Genomic DNA, 13901 nt, shown 5'->3' on the forward strand with positions numbered 1-13901 from the left:
GTACGCCAGCAGCGAACACGCTGCTCAGCGGGGCATCAGCTGGCGAATGCGCCGTCCGATGCGCTGCGGGGCGCGTTCCGGGTCGACGAGTTCGTTCTCCGCGAGGGGGCTGTCCTCGTCGGCGACGGTGCCCGGCTCGAAGAGCGCGAGGGTCCGACCGGGTCCGCGCAGCCGCTCCACCGCGGCGACGAGCGAACCTTCGGACCGGACGGCGGACGCGACGTCGGCCGGGGACACCCCGAGGTGCTCGGACAGCAGGCGCTCCCGCATCTCGACCACCGCGCGGCTGATGTGGTCGCCCTCGTGGTCCGCTTCGACGAAGAGATCGCACTCGGTGTCGAAGCCCAGGGACCGGTTGTTCAGGTTCGACGAGCCGATGCGCAGCAGCACGTCGTCCATGACGACGACCTTGGCGTGCACATAGATCGGCGCCCCGCCCGCGGTGACGGGGTAGTAGGCGGCGAACCGGCCGTGGACGTCGGCGTTCCACAGCAGGTGCAGCAGCTTGCGGCGGGCGCCGTCCATCGCCTTCTGCTCGAGCCAGCCCTCGGCGTTGCGCGGCAGCACCAGCACGATCTGCGGGCCGTCCGGTTCCCGCAGCCGCTTCGCGAGGGCCTCGGCGAGCGTCCGGGACGCCAGGTACTGGCTCTCCAGGTAGAGCGTGCGGCGGGCGCCGGCGATCACCGCCAGGTAGAGGGCCTCGATCTCCCGCACCTCCGCCCGGTCGCCGAGTTCGGGGAGGGTCCGTGCGACGGCGACATCGACGTCGCGCAGGGCCGGGCGCAGCCCGTCGGGCCAGATGGTGTGCCCGGTGTCGACCGGCTCGAGGTCCTCCCCCGTTGCCGCCTTCCACCGGGCGCGAGCCTGTTCGCCGATCGCGCGGGCGGCCGCGCCGTCCACCGCGGTCGTCACGTCGTGCCACGGTCCGTACCGACGGCCGTTCGGCTCCCGCCGGTAGCGGCTGTGGTCGGGATGCTCGCTGGTGTCCCAGCGATCGACGGTCATGTCGATGCCCCCACAGAACGCGACGGCGTCGTCGATCACGATGATCTTCTGGTGGTGTGCCGCTCCCACGGGATGGGCGCCGTCGATTTCGAGCCGGAGCCGCGGGTCGCTCATCCAGTTGAGCACGAAGACCGGTGTCATCCCGCGCCCGATTGCTGCGAATGCGCCGATGTTCCACTTCAGCAGGAACACCTCGAGATCCGGGTGCCGGTGCGGCAGCCACTTGAGGAATGCGCCCAGCCGGTTCGGGCCTTCGAGGGTCTTCCGGTCGGGTTCGAGCTTGATCCTCGTGTCGAAGTCCCACCCGATCAGGAGGATCCGCCGCCGTGCCTGCAGCATCGCCGACTTGGCGTATCGGAAATAGTCGGCGGCGTCGACAATGCAGGCGAGGCGATCGGCACGATCGACCCGCCAGCACGTCTCACCCGGGACGGCAATCCGCTCTCCCATGGCCGACACGCTACCCGGGGATACCGCCGTTTCCGCCGCGACGGACGGGATACCGAGCGGGTGTGACCCTTGTCTCCAATTCCCGACTGTCTCCGATTCCCGACTGTCTCCGCTTCCCGACTGTCTCCACTTCCGGCGGCGTCCCGTTCCGACCGACCGTTTCTTTTTTCGAACGAATAACAAAGAATTCCGCGAGGCACGACGACGAGGCGATATCCGCGACAGTTGTCGCGGATATCGCCTCGGTCGGACGGAAGGCAGCGCTTCCGGCTCAGTGCGCCTTGTTGTAAGCCTCGATGATTTCGGCGGAGATACGGCCTCGGGCCGAGACGGGCATGTCGTTGTTGCGGGCCCATTCCCGAATTTCCGCGGTACGTTCCCGGTCCGTGCCGCCGCGAGAAGACTTGCGGGGAGCGGGCGCGGTGGGCACGACCTTCGCGCGCTTACGGCCACCCACCTTGCGGGCATGAGTGACCCAGAACTCCAATTCCTCCCGGAGCTTGGCTGCGTTGTCTTCCGACAGATCGATCTCGTAGGTGACTCCGTCGAGCCCGAATTCCACGGACTCGTCCGCCGCCGTCTCCCCGTCCACGTCGTCGATCAGGGTAACGGTGACCTTCTTTGCCATGTGCTGCAAATCCTCTCGAATGAAGAAGCGCGGCCCCCCGCGGTACGAGACAACAATACCCGGGAATCAATTCATGGCAATACGGAAAACGAATGCGATCAATTACCTCGCCGGGCGAACAATTGGGAACAGGATTGTTTCCCGGATTCCGAGGCCCGTCAGCGCCATCAGCAAACGGTCGATTCCCATGCCGGTTCCGGTCGTCGGAGGCATACCCTGTTCCATCGCCGCGAGGAAGTCCTCGTCGAGAACCATCGCCTCGTCGTCACCGGCCGAGGCGAGCCGCGCCTGGTCGACGAACCGCTCCCGCTGGATCACGGGGTCGACGAGTTCCGAGTAACCGGTGGCGAGTTCGAAACCACGCACGTACAGATCCCACTTCTCGGTCACGCCGTTCTTGCTGCGGTGCTGCCGCGTGAGGGGCGAGGTCTCGACGGGGTAGTCCCGCACGAACGTCGGCTCGTGCAACTGGTCGCCGCACTGGTGCTCCCACAACTCCTCGACGAGCTTTCCGTGGCCCCAGCCCTTGCCTTCCGGGACCTCGAGACCCACCCGATCGGCGAGGGCGTGCAGCTCCTCCAGCGACGTGTCGGGCGTGACCTCGGTTCCGATGGCCGCCGACAGCGACGGGTACATCTCCATCGTCTTCCACTCGCCGCCGAGGTCGTATTCGGTGCCGTCGGCGAGGGTGACGACGTGGGTGCCGAACACCGCCATCGCCACCTCCTGGATGAGTTCCCGGGTCATCGTCGCCGAATCGTCGTACGTGCCGTACGCCTCGTACGTCTCGAGCATCGCGAATTCGGGCGAGTGCGTGGAGTCGGCACCCTCGTTGCGGAAGTTGCGGTTGATCTCGAAGACCTTCTCGATGCCGCCCACCACGCAGCGCTTGAGGAACAGCTCCGGCGCGATGCGCAGATACAGATCCATGTCGAGGGCGTTCGAATGGGTGACGAACGGACGGGCCGTCGCGCCGCCGTGCAGGGTCTGCAGCATCGGGGTCTCGACCTCGAGGAAGCCGCGCCGCTCGAGCGCGTTGCGCAACTCGCGCACCACCGCGACACGCATGCGGGCGTTGGCGCGGGCCTCGGGACGCACGATCAGGTCGGCGTAGCGCTGCCGGACCCGGGTCTCCTCGTTCATCTCCTTGTGCGCCACCGGCAGCGGCCGCAGGGCCTTGGCGGCCATCTGCCACGAGTCCGCCATGACGCTGAGCTCGCCGCGCCGAGAGCTGATCACCTCGCCGTGCACGAACACGAAGTCGCCCAGGTCCACGTCGTGCTTCCACGCCGCAAGGGACTCCTCGCCGACGCCGTTGAGGCTGATCATCGCCTGCAACTGGGTGCCGTCGCCCTCCTGCAACGTGGCGAAGCACAGCTTGCCCGTGTTGCGGAAGAAGATGACCCGGCCCGCGACGCCGACCTGCTCCCCGGTCGTCGTGTCGGGCTCGAGGTCCGGATACTTCTCCCGGATCTCCGCGAGGGTGTGAGTGCGGGGCACGACGACGGGGTACGCGTCCTTGCCCTGCGCCAGGATCCGTTCGCGCTTCTCGCGGCGGATGCGGATCTGCTCGGGGGTGTCGTCGGACTGCTGAACGGGTGCATCACTCACGGGTGACCAGACTATCGGACCGCCTCGAGCGCCTGCGCAGGACCAGCGCCTGCGCAGGGCCGAGGTGCCCGGGGCGCCGGCGCCCGCCGGGTCAGTGCGCGGTCACGCGCGCCACGTCGTCCTCGACGTGCGGGGCCGCGGCGATCGCATCGGTCGCCCCGGCCGCCGCGAGGGCCGCGTACCCGCCGACGAGGCCGGTGACGCGGCGCAGCCCGAGCGCCTGCAGCGCGGCGACGACGGCGTCGGTCTCCGCGCCGGAGGCCGAGACCACGACCCACTCGACGTCGCGGTCGACGGCCACCGCCAGACGCTCGTCGCTGGTGGGATGCAGGCGCCGGGGCAGCAGCTCGGCGGAGATGGCCAGCGCCCCGGGCAGGGTGCCCTGGACCGCGCGTTCGGCGTGGGTGCGGATGTCGACGACCACCGCGCCGCGCGCGACGGTCGCGGCCAGCCCGGCCGGATAGGTGCGCTCGGTGGTGAGCGGGAGAGTGTGAACGGGTGCGGCGACGAAGGATGCAGCAAGCGCAGTGCGCATGAGGGTGACTCCAGGTATGTGTGAACGATCGAGGCGGACGTCAGCCTCGACAACACTCCTGGGCGCTCATGCAGCGGATCACGGCGACTATTCTTGCACAGGATCGCGGCGGGCGGAACCCACGGCGGCGGATCGGGCGCCGCGCCGTGCGAGATTGCGCTCGTACACCAGGCGCAGGCCCTCCAGCGTCAGGTCCGGTTCGTGGTGCTCGAGCGTCTCGGACTCCGGCATGATCAACGGCGCACGGTCGCCGGTCCCGAGGACCGCGACGTCGTCACCCTCGAATCCGCGCTGCTCGGCACGCACCAGGCGCACCAGCCCGTCGACCATCCCGGCGAATCCGAAAACCGCACCGGACTGCATGCATTCGACGGTGTTCTTGCCGACCACGGCGCGCGGGCGCAGCAGTTCCACCTTGCGCAGCGCCGCGGACTGGGAGGCCAGCGCGTCCATCGACACCTCGATGCCGGGGGCGATGATGCCGCCGAGGAACTCGCCCTTCGCCGAGACCACGTCCACGCACGTGGACGTCCCGAAGTCGACCACGATGCACGGCCGGTCGTAGAAGTGATGTGCCGCAAGGCTGTTGACGATGCGATCGGCGCCGACCTCCTTGGGGTTGTCGACGAGCAGCGGCACCCCGGTGCGCACACCCGGCTCGACGACCACGTGCGGCACGTGTTCCCAGTAGCGGCCCAGCATCACCCGGATCTCGCGCAGCACCGACGGCACCGTGGACAGCGCGGTCACGCCGGTGATCTGGTCGGCGTACCCGCCGAGCAGACCACGGAAGATGAGCGCGAGCTCGTCGGCGGTCATGCGCGGATCGGTGCGCATCCGCCAGTCCCGCAACAGCTTCGCGTGCGAGCCGCTGCCGGTAAACAGGCCCAGGACGACGTTCGTGTTCCGGACGTCGACAGCGAGGAGCACTGCTACACCAACGAACCGGAGTCGAGAGTGGCGAGCATGCGCGGGGTGATCAGGCCGGAACCCTCCGGCGCGTGCGCCGGATCGTTGCCGAGTTCGACCTGCCGGTTGTCCGCGTCGACGAACACCACGCGCGGGTCGTAGTCGCGGCACTCCTGCTCGTTCATCACGCCGTAGGCGATGAGGATGACGAGATCACCGGGACTCACGAGACGCGCTGCCGCACCGTTGATCCCGATGATGCCGGAGCCGCGCTCGCCCGCGATGACATAGGTTTCGAGACGGTTGCCGTTGTCGATGTCGACGATGGCGACCTGCTCGCCCTCGAGCAGGTCGGCGGCGTCCATCAGGTCCTGGTCGACGGTTACCGAACCCACGTAGTGCAGATCGGCGTGGGTCACCGTGGCGCGGTGGATCTTCGACTTCATCATCGTGCGGAACATGGTGTCTCCTCAGCTTTTTCGGGCCGGTCGCGCTATCGGCGGGTGAGCAGGTCGTCGGGGGTGGACGCGTCGACCGGGCCGGTCTCGCGTTCGAGGAATCCGGTGCCGATCGCGACACCGACGTTGTCGATGAGCCGGGTGGTGCCGATCCGCGCGGCGATCAGCAGCCGGCCGTCGCCGCGTTCCGGCGCGGGCCCGAGGTCCACGCCGCGCAGCTCGAGGTAGTCCAGCTCCACCTCGGGCGCGGCGGCGAGCACCTCGCGCGCGGTGGTGAGCACCGCCTCGGGACCGCCGGCGGCGGCGTGCGCCCCGGCGACCAGCGCCGCGGACAGCACGGTGGCGACCCGGCGCTGTTCCGGATCCAGGTAGCGGTTGCGTGAGGACAGCGCCAGCCCGTCCTGCTCACGCACCGTGGGCACGCCCACGATGCGGACGTCGAAGTTGAGGTCCTCCACCATCTGCCGGATCAGGGCGAGCTGCTGGTAGTCCTTCTCGCCGAAGAAGGCGACATTGGGGGCGACGATCTGCAGCAGCTTCGCCACCACCGTGAGCATCCCCGCGAAATGCGTCGGGCGGCTGCCACCCTCGAGCTCCGCCCCCAACGGCCCCGGGTGGATCACGGTCCGCCGGCCCTTCGGGTACATCGCGGACACCGACGGCACGAACGCCAGCTCGACGCCGGCCTCCCGCAGCAGCTCCAGGTCGGCGTCGAGGGTGCGCGGGTAGGCGTCGAGATCCTCACCGGCCCCGAACTGCAACGGATTGACGAAGACGGACACCACCACCACGGCACCGGTGAGCTTCGCCTGCCGCACGAGCTCCAGGTGACCGGCGTGCAGGGCGCCCATCGTCGGCACGAGGGCGACCGTGCGGCCGACACCACGCAGCGCCTTGGTGACCTTGGTCAGGGCGGCGGGGTCGTGGTGCACGGTCAGTTCGCCGCGCACGTAGCCGCCCTGTTGCGATTCACTCACCGTGATCAGCCCCTTCGAGGATCTCCATCAGTTCGGGTTTCGCTCCGGCGCGCTGCGCGGATCGCAGGGACATCGCGCGGTATCCGGTAGCGATCCGGGGATCGACCTCCCCGAGCACCCGCAGGTGCGTGGCCACGGCCTGTGCGTCGCCGCGGGCGACGGGTCCGGTCAGCGCCGACGGCCCGCGGCGCAACGCGTTGTCGAGGGCCGCCGACAACAGCGGCTGCAGCACCCGCTCGGCGACACCGCCGGGCGCGTCATCGACGAGTTGCTGGCCGAGCAGTTCGTCGCCCTCGAGCGCCACCCGCAGCGCCTCCACCGCATCCACCACGAGGGTGACGAGGTGGTTGCTGCCGTGCGCGAGCGCGGCGTGGTACAGCGCGCGCCGCTCCTCGCGGACGCGCACCGGTTCGCCACCGATCTCGAGCACGAGGGACTGGGCGATCGCGTAGCCGATGTCGTCGGCAGCCGTGATGCCGAAGCACGCCGAGGCGAGCCGGGCAGTGTCCTCGTCGTGGCCGGTGAAGGTCATCGCCGGGTGGATGGCGAGCGGCACGATGCCCTGCTCGGTGAGCGGAGCGAGGATGCCGACGCCGTTCGCGCCGGACGTGTGGGCGACGATCGTGCCGCGCGAGACGGAGCCGGTGTCGGCGAGCCCGCGGACGAGCGAGCCGAGTTCCGAGTCCGGAACGGCGAGGAGCAGCAGGTCGCAGCGGGCGGCGACCTCGTCGACGGGGAGAACCTCGGTGTCCGGAAGCCGGGTGCGGGCGCGGTGCTTGGACAGTTCGGATACCGCGGAACAGGCCACGACCAGGTGGCCGACGCGTTCGAGTGCCGCGCCGATCGCCGTGCCCACCCGCCCGGCGGAAACGATTCCGACCGTCAGTCGTGCAGGCGCAGGCTCGTTTGTGATCCCGAAGGAGGTCACGGGAGTCCTCTCGTTCGTTCCAGTCCCGCTCGGCGGGTACCAGACGTTCCGACCGACAATAGCGCGGCCCGAGCAACCCCGGCCATGGCCGGGGAACGTGATCTGCGCCTCACCCGGCGCGGCGAACGCTCAGCGCTCGGCGGACAGGGCGGCGAGGATCTCCGCGACCGTGCGGCCCTGGCTGTGTGCCCCCTCGCCGCCGGCACCGTCCGGCCGCCGTCGCCGGGCGCGTCGGCCCGTGGGCTCGGCGTCGTCGTCCGCCTCGGCCTGCTCCTCGGGTTCCTCCGGCTGCGACCCGGACTCGGCCCGGCCCTCCGGTTCGGCCGGTTCCTCCGGCTCGGTCCGGTCCCGCCGTTCCGTGTCCTCGGATCCGCCGGGAGCGGCCGTCGCGCCCGCCGGCCGGCGGGGCACGGCCGTCGTCGTGTCGCCGTCGGTGACCACCGTGGTCTCGGCGGTCACCGGCTCGTCGTCGGGCGAGGCGAAGAACGGGCCTGCCGGACGGGGCGCGGCCGTCACCCGGAAGTTCCCGCCGCCGAGCTCCTGCAGTTGTCCCCGGCCCGCCCACAACGCCGCGCGGTCCTCGGGCAGCCGGCCCTCGAAGAGCACCTCGAGGTTGCGGCGCAGGGCACCGAGCTCGGCGCGCAGGGCCGCCATCTGGTCGGCATCGATCCGCAGCTCCGACCTGACCTTCTCCTCGACGGTCAGCTCGTACTCCCGCCGCGCCGCGATCTCCCGTTCGAGCTGCAACTCGTACACGGTCTGCAGATCCCGGACCTTGGCACGGTCCAGCGCCGACTCGCGACGGTACTTCGTCATCGCGATCGCGCCGACGGTGGCGGCCCACAACGCGACGACCAGACCGACGCGCAGCAGCTGGACGCTGTCGCTGAAGACCAGGAACAGCGACGCGATCAACGCCAGGGCGAGCAGCGCCGCCACGATCACAGAACTCGCGCTGCGCCGTGACCGACGGCCCTTCCTCGTTCGCACCGGAGTCCCCATGCGTTCCAGACTACTGGGCGCGGCCGCCGGGTCCCGAGAGTCGAGCGCACAGGATTCGCCGCCCCGGTCAGGTCGCGGGCTCGTCCGGGTCTTCCGGTGTCCGGCAACAGTGTTCGAGCCACAGCGCGGCAGCCGCGAGCGCCACGCCGGCGAGCAGCCCGACGATCACCCCGGCGCTGTCCTCGACTGCGGCCTGCAGCACCGGCCGCTGCGGAACCAGGTACAGCAGGAATCCTGCCCAGATGCCCGCGCTGGCCGCCCCGACCAGAGCCGACGCCTTCGCCAGCGCCACCGCGCGGGCCGCCGTGATGGGATGCAACTGGTGCGGCCCGTCGCCGATCTCGTGCTTGCCCACCCGGGAACGGATCATGAACGCCAGCACCACCTCGACGATCGCCACCGGGTACAGCGACGCCCCCGCGTAGACGGGGATCGGCGGCAACGTGCCGTACAGGCCGCGCGCCAGCAACCACGCCGCGACGGCGGCGAGCACCGCCAGCGCCAGCAGGTCCCGGATACGCGTCGCCTTCATCACCGCGGCGGCTCCAGTCGGTACTCGGTGCGGCGCACCCCTTCGCGTTCGTCGACGTCGAGAGCGGCGAGCCACTCCGTCAACGGTCGTCGCGTGCCGTCGACCGTCAGCGTCGCCTGAGGTTCGACGTCCCACCACGGGACGAGCACGAAGGCGCGCAGGTGGGCACGCGGATGCGGCAGGGTCAGTTCGGCATCGTCGCTGAGAACCTCGTTACCGTCCGAGTCGTGGCAGGTGACCACGTCGACGTCGAGGCTGCGCGGGCCCCACCGCTGCTCCCGGACCCGGTCGGCGGCGGCCTCGAGCTGCCGGCCCAGCTCGAGCCAGCCGCGGCAGTCCAGCGACGGGTCCTCCGCGACGACGACCGCGTTGAGGAAGTCCTGCTGCTCGACCCCGCCCCACGGCGCGGTCGAGTACACCGGTGACACGGCCACGATCCGGTCGGCGAGGGCCTCGGTGACCGAGCGCAGGTGCGCCGGCCGGTCCCCGATGTTCGACCCGATGGACAGCACCACCCGGCTCACGAGCCGCTCCGGCTGCGATCGACCACCACCGCTACGTCCGCGAAGGTGAGCGGGATCGGCGCCGACGGCTTGTGGACGGTGACCTCGACCCGGGTAACCCGCGGATCGGTGAGGACGTCGGCGGCGATCTCGCCGGCGACGGTCTCGATGAGGTCCCGCGACGGGCCCGCGACGATCGCGGCGGCCCGCTCGGCGAGGATGCCGTAGTGCAGGGTGTCGTCGAGGGCGTCGCTCGCCGCGGCCGGCGCGAGATCGAGCCACGCGACGATGTCGATCAGGAAGTCCTGACCGTCGCGCTTCTCGTGGTCGAACACGCCGTGGTGGCCGCGTACGCGCAGTCCGCGCAGTTCGATCCGGTCGCTCACGCCGGTCCTCCCGCCGCACTGCCGCGCTGCCACGCGCCGACGACGGCGACGGCATCGAGCGACGCCCGCACGTCGTGTACGCGCACCCCCCAGGCCCCGTGCTCGGCCGCGAGCGCCGACACGACCGCGGTGGCCACCTCGCGGCCGCCGGGTGGCCGGATCGTGCCGTCGGGGGCGGCGAGCAGGGACCCGAGGAACCGCTTGCGCGACGCGCCGATCAGCACCGGGTAGCCGAGCTCGGTCAGCTCGGGCAGCCGGTGCAGCAGTTCCCAGTTGTGGTCGGCGTCCTTCACGAATCCGAGTCCGGGATCGAGGATGATGTTCGCCGGCTCCACGCCTGCCGTGAGCGCGGCATCCACCTGCACCATCAGCTCATCGCGGACCTCACGGACCACGTCGTCGTAGTGGGTGGACCCGCCGGCGTGCACGAAGCCGCCCGCGGGCCGCCAGTGCATGAGGATCCACGGCACGCCTGCCGACGCCACGACCGTGGCCATGCGGGAGTCGGCGCGCCCACCCGAGACGTCGTTGACGATGGTGACGCCGGCCTCGATCGCGGCCTCGGCCACGGACGCGCGCATGGTGTCGACGCTCGTGGGGATGCCGGCGGCGCTCAGGGCGGCGATGACCGGCGCGACGCGCCCGGCCTCGACCTCCGGGTCGACCCGGGCCGCTCCGGGACGGGTGGATTCGCCGCCGACGTCGACGATATCCACGCCGAGGTCGCGCAGTTCCAGACCGTGCGCGATCGCCGCGTCGCGGTCGAGGTACCGGCCGCCGTCCGAGAACGAATCCCGGGTCACGTTCAGCACGCCCATCACCACCGGGCGCCCGGGGTTCGGGAGCGCGCTCACCGGCGGAGGATCAGATCCAGAGCCTCGGCGCGCGACGCCGAGTTGGACTGCAGCAGCCCCCGCACCGCCGAGGTGGTGGTGCTCGCCCCGGGCTTGCGGATGCCCCGCATGGCCATGCACAGATGCTCGGCCTCGACGACGACGATCACCCCGACCGGATCGAGCTTGCGCACGAGCGCATCCGCGATCTGACTGGTCAGCCGCTCCTGCACCTGCGGGCGCTTGGCGTACAGGTCCACCACCCGCGCCAGCTTCGACAACCCGGTCACCCGGCCGGTGCGGCCGGGAATGTAGCCCACGTGCGCGACCCCGTGGAACGAGACCAGGTGGTGCTCGCATGTGGAGTACATCGGGATGTCACGCACCAGGACGAGTTCCTGATGGCCCTCGTCGAAGGTCTTGTCGAGGACCGAGTCCGGATCGGTGTACAGGCCGGCGAACATCTCCCGGTACGCCCGCGCGACGCGGGCCGGGGTGTCGAGCAGACCTTCGCGCTCGGGGTCCTCCCCCACCGCGATCAGCAGTTCCCGGACGGCCGCCTCCGCGCGGGCCTGATCGAAGACCCGGCCCGATTCCAGGCTGCGCAGGACCTCGCCGTCACCGCCGATCGACGCGGAATCCGTCTCGGAATCCAGGTGATTCACCGACACCAGACCGTACCTCCACTCTCGTTGACTCGGGCTCAGCGCGGACCGGTCGGCCCCTCCCACGGCTGTGTCGGCGGTGGCTCGGGAGCCACGTTCCTACCGGTCTGCCGCTCGTCGTCGTCGGCCGGGCGCGCGGGCTGGGTCCATTGCGGATACCCAGGATAGGTGCTCTGCGGCGGCTGCTCGGACTCGACAGGCGGCCAACCGGGTGCCGACCAGCCGGCCGGCGCGCCGTAGTCGGGCCGGGTCGCATGGCGCGGCCCACCCGGGTGCGGCGGCTGCCCGAAGCCCGGCAGGGGCTCCGAGGCGGGCGCCGGCACCGGCGCCGGATGCCCGTTCGTCGGCGCCGCGGGCTGCGGCTGGGCGGGCTTGGTGAAGGACGGGCGCACCGCTTCCGGCGGCCACGGCTCGCCGCGTTCCTTCGCCAGCTCGGCCGGCGTCTTGATCGGGGGCTTGTCCGACGGCGTGCGTCCACCGAAGTCGTTGAACTCGGTGATCCGTGGCCGCTTCTCGACGGAGGCGAGGATCCGCTCGAGGTCCTTGCGGGTGAGGGTCTCGTGCTCGAGCAGCTCACCGGCGAGCAGGTCCAGCGCGTCGCGGTAGTCGTTGAGGATCGCCCACGCCTCGGTGTGCGCGGCCTCGATGAGGTTGCGTACCTCCTCGTCGATCTCGCGGGCCACCTCGTGCGAGTAGTCGGACTGCACGCCCATCGAGCGGCCGAGGAACGGATCGCCGTGTTCCTGCCCGTAGCGGACGGCGCCGAGGCGGGCGCTCATGCCGTACTCGGTGACCATCGCCCGGGCGATCTTGGTGGCCTGGTCGATGTCGGAGGAGGCACCCGTCGTCGGCTCGTGGAACACGAGTTCCTCGGCGGCGCGGCCACCCATGGCCATCACCAGGCGGGCGATCATCTCCGAGCGGGTCATCAGGCCCTTGTCGTCCTCGGGGACGGTCATCGCGTGACCACCGGTGCGGCCACGGGCGAGGATCGTCACCTTGTAGACCGGCTCGATGTCCGGCATCGCCCAGGCGGCGAGCGTGTGCCCGCCCTCGTGGTAGGCGGTGATCTTCTTCTCGTGCTCGCTGATGATGCGGCTCTTGCGCCGCGGGCCGCCGATCACGCGGTCCACCGACTCCTCGAGCGAGGCCTCGGTGATGACGGTGCCGTTCTCGCGCGCTGTGAGCAGCGCGGCCTCGTTCACGACGTTGGCCAGGTCGGCACCGGACATGCCGACCGTGCGCTTGGCCAGCCCCTCGAGGTCGGCGTTCTGGTCGAGCGGCTTGCCCTTGGAATGCACCTGCAGGATCGCCCGGCGCCCGGCGAGATCGGGATTGCTCACCGGGATCTGCCGGTCGAACCGGCCCGGACGCAGCAGGGCCGGATCCAGGATGTCGGGACGGTTGGTGGCGGCGATGAGGATGATGCCCTGCCGGTCCCCGAAGCCGTCCATCTCGACGAGCAGCTGGTTGAGCGTCTGCTCACGTTCGTCGTGGCCACCGCCGAGGCCGGCGCCACGCTGGCGGCCGACCGCGTCGATCTCGTCGACGAAGATGATGCACGGGCTGTTCTGCTTGGCCTGCTCGAACAGGTCGCGCACGCGGGACGCGCCGACACCGACGAACATCTCCACGAAGTCCGAACCGGAGATGGTGAAGAACGGGACACCGGCCTCGCCGGCGACCGCGCGGGCGAGCAGCGTCTTGCCCGTGCCGGGAGGTCCGTACAGAAGCACGCCCTTCGGGATCTTCGCGCCGAGGGCCTGGTAGCGCGCCGGGTTCTGGAGGAAGTCCTTGATCTCGTACAGCTCTTCGACCGCCTCGTCCGCACCGGCGACGTCGGCGAACGTGGTCTTGGGCATGTCCTTGGACAGCTGCTTGGCCTTGGACTTGCCGAAGCCCATCATGCCGCCGCGGCCACCGCCCTGCATGCGGCTCATCACGAAGAAGAACACCCCGAGCAGGATGATCATCGGGAGCACGAACAGCAGGATCGACGTCAGCCAGCTCTCCTGGGTGACGGTGGTGTCGAACTTCTCGAGGCCCGCGCCGGCGACCTTGTCGAAGATCTGCTCGGACGCCGACTCCGGGTACTTCGCGAGGATCTCGGTGTTGTCCCCGGTCGCCTCGTTGCCGCTCTTCAGCCACAGGCGGACCTGCTGCTCGCGGTCGTCGATCTGCGCCCGGCTGACGTTGTTCGCGTCGAGCTGGGCGATCGCGACAGACGTGTCCACCTTGGCGAAACCGCGGGTGTCGTCGCCGAAGTAGCTGAAGGCGTAGATGACCAACAGGATGCCGGCGACGATCGCCAGATTACGGAACACTGTCTTGCGGTTCATACAGGTTCGGCCCGGCCGGCCGGTCCTTTCGATAGTGCGGTCATCATCGTGGTCGTCCCGAGGAGTCCGGCGACGAACCGGACACCGCAAGGTTACCGCGTGGACGCGCAGCGTTGCCCTCGCGCGGCCGCACGGTCCGA

The 13901-nt window shown here is 70.2% G+C and carries 15 protein-coding genes; all 15 read right to left on the reverse strand.

All coding sequences use genetic code 11. From position 1 onward, the window contains the following. Window positions 1-24: 24 nt before the first annotated feature. Window positions 25-1455: a phospholipase D-like domain-containing protein gene (locus JYA75_RS00960; protein ID WP_102799747.1), complete on the reverse strand. Its 1431-nt coding sequence runs from the start codon at window positions 1453-1455 to the stop codon at window positions 25-27. A gap of 271 nt (window positions 1456-1726) precedes the next feature. Next, window positions 1727-2083 (reverse strand): Lsr2 family protein, encoded by a 357-nt coding sequence (locus JYA75_RS00965; protein ID WP_006930387.1) that lies wholly within the window; start codon window positions 2081-2083, stop codon window positions 1727-1729. 102 nt (window positions 2084-2185) lie between these two features. Further along, window positions 2186-3694, reverse strand: coding sequence for a lysine--tRNA ligase (gene lysS, locus JYA75_RS00970; RefSeq protein ID WP_006930389.1), 1509 nt, complete (start codon window positions 3692-3694; stop codon window positions 2186-2188). 91 nt (window positions 3695-3785) lie between these two features. Beyond that, window positions 3786-4229 carry a rhodanese-like domain-containing protein gene (locus tag JYA75_RS00975; RefSeq protein ID WP_006930391.1) on the reverse strand — a complete coding sequence of 148 codons (444 nt, stop codon included), beginning with the start codon at window positions 4227-4229 and terminating at the stop codon, window positions 3786-3788. An 87-nt stretch (window positions 4230-4316) separates the two neighbouring features. Continuing rightward, on the reverse strand, window positions 4317-5159 hold the full coding sequence (locus tag JYA75_RS00980) for a type III pantothenate kinase (RefSeq protein ID WP_203329581.1): 843 nt from the start codon (window positions 5157-5159) through the stop codon (window positions 4317-4319). A gap of 2 nt (window positions 5160-5161) precedes the next feature. Next, window positions 5162-5599: an aspartate 1-decarboxylase gene (panD, locus tag JYA75_RS00985; RefSeq protein ID WP_029540720.1), complete on the reverse strand. Its 438-nt coding sequence runs from the start codon at window positions 5597-5599 to the stop codon at window positions 5162-5164. A gap of 32 nt (window positions 5600-5631) precedes the next feature. Continuing rightward, a complete protein-coding gene (panC, locus tag JYA75_RS00990; RefSeq protein ID WP_006930397.1) occupies window positions 5632-6573 on the reverse strand; it encodes a pantoate--beta-alanine ligase in 942 nt (313 codons plus the stop codon). Then, window positions 6566-7501, reverse strand: a complete 936-nt coding sequence (locus JYA75_RS00995; protein ID WP_203329582.1) for a DUF2520 domain-containing protein — start codon at window positions 7499-7501, stop codon at window positions 6566-6568. Before JYA75_RS00995 ends, panC begins: the two co-directional genes overlap by 8 nt. A 129-nt stretch (window positions 7502-7630) precedes the next feature. Next, the gene (locus JYA75_RS01000) at window positions 7631-8446 is read right to left on the reverse strand and encodes a DUF6779 domain-containing protein (protein ID WP_006930401.1); all 816 of its coding nucleotides are present in this window, start codon (window positions 8444-8446) and stop codon (window positions 7631-7633) included. A 124-nt stretch (window positions 8447-8570) separates the two neighbouring features. Further along, entirely contained in the window at window positions 8571-9035 is a 465-nt protein-coding gene (locus JYA75_RS01005) for a DUF3180 domain-containing protein (protein ID WP_037200442.1), read from the reverse strand. After that, window positions 9035-9559, reverse strand: coding sequence for a 2-amino-4-hydroxy-6-hydroxymethyldihydropteridine diphosphokinase (folK, locus tag JYA75_RS01010; protein ID WP_168579024.1), 525 nt, complete (start codon window positions 9557-9559; stop codon window positions 9035-9037). Before folK ends, JYA75_RS01005 begins: the two co-directional genes overlap by 1 nt. Next, a complete protein-coding gene (gene folB, locus JYA75_RS01015; protein WP_203329583.1) occupies window positions 9556-9924 on the reverse strand; it encodes a dihydroneopterin aldolase in 369 nt (122 codons plus the stop codon). The genes folK and folB overlap by 4 nt, the downstream gene beginning before the upstream one ends. Next, window positions 9921-10742 carry a dihydropteroate synthase gene (gene folP / locus JYA75_RS01020; RefSeq protein ID WP_203330229.1) on the reverse strand — a complete coding sequence of 274 codons (822 nt, stop codon included), beginning with the start codon at window positions 10740-10742 and terminating at the stop codon, window positions 9921-9923. Before folP ends, folB begins: the two co-directional genes overlap by 4 nt. Window positions 10743-10774: 32 nt before the next feature. Beyond that, on the reverse strand, window positions 10775-11428 hold the full coding sequence (gene folE / locus JYA75_RS01025) for a GTP cyclohydrolase I FolE (protein WP_006930424.1): 654 nt from the start codon (window positions 11426-11428) through the stop codon (window positions 10775-10777). Window positions 11429-11460: 32 nt separating this feature from the next. After that, a complete protein-coding gene (gene ftsH / locus JYA75_RS01030; RefSeq protein ID WP_203329584.1) occupies window positions 11461-13761 on the reverse strand; it encodes an ATP-dependent zinc metalloprotease FtsH in 2301 nt (766 codons plus the stop codon). Window positions 13762-13901 lie beyond the last annotated feature (140 nt).

This window comes from Rhodococcus sp. PSBB066 (genome assembly GCF_017068255.1).
Classification (GTDB): Bacteria; Actinomycetota; Actinomycetes; order Mycobacteriales; family Mycobacteriaceae; genus Rhodococcus; species Rhodococcus aetherivorans.

Bases quoted from the DNA above. Each gene is read 5' to 3' on its own strand.
- JYA75_RS00960 (WP_102799747.1), bottom strand. From the start codon at position 1,455: ATGGGAGAGCGGATTGCCGTCCCGGGTGAGACGTGCTGGCGGGTCGAT.
- folP (WP_203330229.1), bottom strand. From the start codon at position 10,742: ATGGGCGTGCTGAACGTGACCCGGGATTCGTTCTCGGACGGCGGCCGG.
- JYA75_RS00965 (WP_006930387.1), bottom strand. From the start codon at position 2,083: ATGGCAAAGAAGGTCACCGTTACCCTGATCGACGACGTGGACGGGGAG.
- panD (WP_029540720.1), bottom strand. From the start codon at position 5,599: ATGTTCCGCACGATGATGAAGTCGAAGATCCACCGCGCCACGGTGACC.
- ftsH (WP_203329584.1), bottom strand. From the start codon at position 13,761: ATGAACCGCAAGACAGTGTTCCGTAATCTGGCGATCGTCGCCGGCATC.
- JYA75_RS01005 (WP_037200442.1), bottom strand. From the start codon at position 9,035: ATGAAGGCGACGCGTATCCGGGACCTGCTGGCGCTGGCGGTGCTCGCC.
- JYA75_RS00975 (WP_006930391.1), bottom strand. From the start codon at position 4,229: ATGCGCACTGCGCTTGCTGCATCCTTCGTCGCCGCACCCGTTCACACT.